We start from the raw sequence: 3,301 nt of genomic DNA on the forward strand, positions 1-3,301 counted from the left end.
GCCGTGTCAATCGAGATCCGATTTTGAAAGAAGGTATTGCCATCATGGCAACACCTTTAGGTCGTGGAGGAGACCAAAAGGCAATTTGCCTACGTCTCGACCTTATCAATGGCTGGCTTTTCACCATTGATAGCAACCGGATTAAGGAAGACAGTATCCGTCAGCGGGTGCTGGAGTATCAGCGCGAATGTTATGGAGTGCTGTCACAGCACTTTCTGGGTTTGAGCCGTGAGCATGAGTTCTCCAGCGAAGTCTCTTGTGATGATCTTGGTAGCCTGACAGAGATTGCAAACAAATCGCGATTGGTGGAGATTGCAAACCGGATTTCTGGCCCGAGAGCTGCCTGTGACTTGTGGCGCAAGCTGGACCTACCTTTGGTGCCATCCTTCTCAGCGCGGCAAAGCGATATTCCAAGGGGTATTGTGGCTGATGTGGAAGGGCAATTGCGCTCTTTTATCGAAGAAGGCTGTCAGTTCGATGAAGATCATACCACGACAGCCCGAGCCATGTTCCTGGCCTACAAAGATTGGGCCCGCTCAGAAGCCCAACCCATCATCACCGAGACCGCCTTTGGCCGCGCCATGCTCCACCTCTCACAGGACTACAACTTCCTAAAAATCAAAGCCCGCGTCGTGACTTATCGCGGTTTGCGGGTGAAGGAGGTCGGGTGATGAGTGTTCTTATAAATTTTAGCTCATTCGCTAGTACTAAAACCCAAAGCATGTTCTCGCATCGCTTCAAGCTCTTCGAGATAGCTATCACTAGTGCGCAAGTACTGTTTCGCGTTCTCATACACTTCAGCAATGGCTTTTTCAATTTCAGCCTTATCTTCTTCGGTAAGCTGATCATCAGACATGAGAGTGGTTGGTATAAAGACAAGGCCGACATTGCTGGAAGTTTGATCGCGTTTCTCAAGCTGCCAGTAATTTTTGTTATTATGTATTCGGTCGTACCAGCGTTGCATGCTCTCCAAGGAGCCAATAATGCGATAAAATTTTATTCGGAGTTTCTTTCTGTAAATTTTAGCCGCAACTTCGTTATACTGTCCAAATTCTTCTATTACTTGGGTTATGTAATCTCCGTTTTCACGAAACGTTTCTTGTGCTATCGGAGCACCTTGCAAGATGGGTTCTATGTTTTTCCGGTACTCACCTTTGATCAGGAAATTAATAAGCAATTCTTGAACAATAATTGCTTTTGCAAGTTTCTCTTCAATTTGAGGAAGTTGAGAGATCAAATTAGATCTCTGAGTTTCATCAATTTGCTTGTCAGTCCGGTCTATTTGGATCTGAACTTTATGCCCGGCATACCATGCAGCACCAATCGCCGCGATTGCCGCAGCCCATCCACTCAATGCTGCTATCCACTCTCTCGTATTATTGAGTTTAGGAGCACTCAATGGGATTTTGTCTGGCAGATGTTCTCCAGCAAAAATTGTTACGGAGCTGACACCAACCCATGCTCCCATAAATGCAAATGTGCTCCCGAGAGTGAAGCAGGCAATAAAAAACATCCATTTGCTCTTGGGCATACTAACAAATCACTTCTTTGTATTCGACCGTTCAAATATCTGATCGAAAGCCTTTTGCTTCTGTGGTTCAAGACCAGCGATCATTTTGCAAATGCCTGTTTCATAGGTTCTGACTGCAATGATGAAATTGTCCTCGTGTTTTTTGATAGGATAGGGGATCTCGCTGAGCCAATCATAATGTTTAAGTGCCGACATCATCTGGCAGAAGCTCAAAACTTCATCAAAGCGTTTAAGTCCAATTTTTGTGAGGTATTTCCGCGCGCTACTTCTAGACGCGACGATAGTATCTCTGGTCTTGACCAAATCGTCTCCGAGTTTTTCTTCCAGTGCCATGGCCGAATAAGCATTGCATTCACTAATAAGAGTTTGCTCGTCATCGTGGTAACTTTTAAGAACACGGATGTGGTAGAGGTCATCCTCGATCTTTTGAATGAGCGCTTGCTGTTGATACAAGAAATCAAGAAAGTCGGCTGCAATAGTAAATTTCAGAAGGTCACTATCATCCCTTGCAATACGAATTTGATAGAGCACGAAAAAGAGTGTTGTAAGGCTGATAATAATGCCACTCAGTCCGGCAAACGTTTGGAGATTCATGTCAAAGATCGACATGATTACATCCAAACTCAGAACACCATAGACAAATGGGATTCCAATAAGGACACCGATAAATACTATAAAAATCAAAAAATTAAACGTTTCTGTGCGCACAACTCTAACCTCAACAGTTCTGAGATGAGTACCCGAGTCTCTCATTTCATGCACGCATCAGTTGAAGGGGGTGCCGCATGACCCTCAATATTGATCATAGAAAGACACCCCAAACCACATCCACCGGCCATTTTGAACACCCTTGCATGGCAGAAGGTTGCACCAACTGGGGCTCCCGTGGCTACACCATGGATGACGCAGGCAAGCGCGTGCAGCTGTGGTTTTGCCCCGAGCATGCCAAGCAGTATGAAGCGGATGTTGAGGCGGCCAAACGCACGCCTCCGCCGCCACGACCGCCCAAACAAGGGAGGTTGGTGTGATGCGGTATTCCACTCTCGACTTGTTGCGGTTGAAGCAATCTGCTGACCTGTATGGTCGCATTTGCCGCCACACCACGCTGCGCAAATCTGGCCGGCTGTTTTCCGGTAAATGTCCATTTCTCGATCATGACGATCGCAATGCCAGCTTTGTGTTTGATCCTGTCAGCAACAGTTTCCGCTGCTACTCCACCGCCTGTGGCCGCTCCGGATCCATCATCGACTGGATGATAGAGTTTGAGGGCTTTTCCAGCTTTGCTGATGCGGTTGAAGCTTTGGGCGGAGCACAGATTGCCCGTGATCAACGCTGGCAGGACAAACAGCAAAAGCTGATGCAGGACAACAAGGTGCTTGCGGCTGCACGCACGGCCTCCACACAAGAAAAAGCGCGTCAGGCGGCCTACAAGATCTTTTCAGCTGGGACAGAGCTTTCCGGCAGCGTTGCAGAAACCTATCTGCGCGAGGCGCGGGGGCTGGGTGACATCCCGTTGCCCGGCGCGGTGCTGCGATTTGCTGCGGATCTGCCGTATTGGGCAGAGACTGCGAAGGGTCGTTTCGAGATCATCCATCATGGGCCTGCGCTGTTGGCGGCCTTTCAAAACAAGCAGGGCCGGTTTGCAGCGGTGCACCAGACCTGGCTGAACGCGGATGGAAGCGGCAAAATTAAACTAAGCCTTGAGGACGGGCTGCGGTTGCCAGCCAAAAAGATCCGCGGGCCGTACATGGGCGCCAGTTTGCGGCTTGG

The 3,301-nt window shown here is 48.5% G+C and carries 5 protein-coding genes; 3 read left to right on the top strand and 2 right to left on the bottom strand.

Annotated features, from left to right (window positions below; all coding sequences use genetic code 11):
- Positions 1 to 671 (top strand): phage antirepressor N-terminal domain-containing protein (locus PsW74_RS21060; protein ID WP_206599948.1); only part of this gene is annotated, 671 nt, incomplete at its 5' end.
- A gap of 23 nt (positions 672 to 694) precedes the next feature.
- Here PsW74_RS21060 and PsW74_RS21065 read toward each other — a convergent pair.
- Together PsW74_RS21065 and PsW74_RS21070 are read right to left on the bottom strand one after the other, a co-directional pair.
- The gene (locus PsW74_RS21065; RefSeq protein ID WP_153041694.1) at positions 695 to 1,513 is read right to left on the bottom strand and encodes a hypothetical protein; all 819 of its coding nucleotides are present in this window, start codon (positions 1,511 to 1,513) and stop codon (positions 695 to 697) included.
- A gap of 27 nt (positions 1,514 to 1,540) precedes the next feature.
- On the bottom strand, positions 1,541 to 2,140 hold the full coding sequence (locus PsW74_RS21070) for a hypothetical protein (protein ID WP_153041695.1): 600 nt from the start codon (positions 2,138 to 2,140) through the stop codon (positions 1,541 to 1,543).
- Positions 2,141 to 2,316: 176 nt separating this feature from the next.
- Between PsW74_RS21070 and PsW74_RS21075 the strand changes: the two genes are divergently transcribed.
- On the top strand, positions 2,317 to 2,559 hold the full coding sequence (locus tag PsW74_RS21075; RefSeq protein WP_063288251.1) for a hypothetical protein: 243 nt from the start codon (positions 2,317 to 2,319) through the stop codon (positions 2,557 to 2,559).
- Positions 2,559 to 3,301 (top strand): CHC2 zinc finger domain-containing protein (locus tag PsW74_RS21080; RefSeq protein WP_244277887.1); only part of this gene is annotated, 743 nt, incomplete at its 3' end. The genes PsW74_RS21075 and PsW74_RS21080, both read left to right, overlap by 1 nt.

Origin of the sequence: Pseudovibrio sp. W74 (assembly GCF_001623085.1) — a bacterium.
Classification (GTDB): domain Bacteria; phylum Pseudomonadota; class Alphaproteobacteria; order Rhizobiales; family Stappiaceae; genus Pseudovibrio.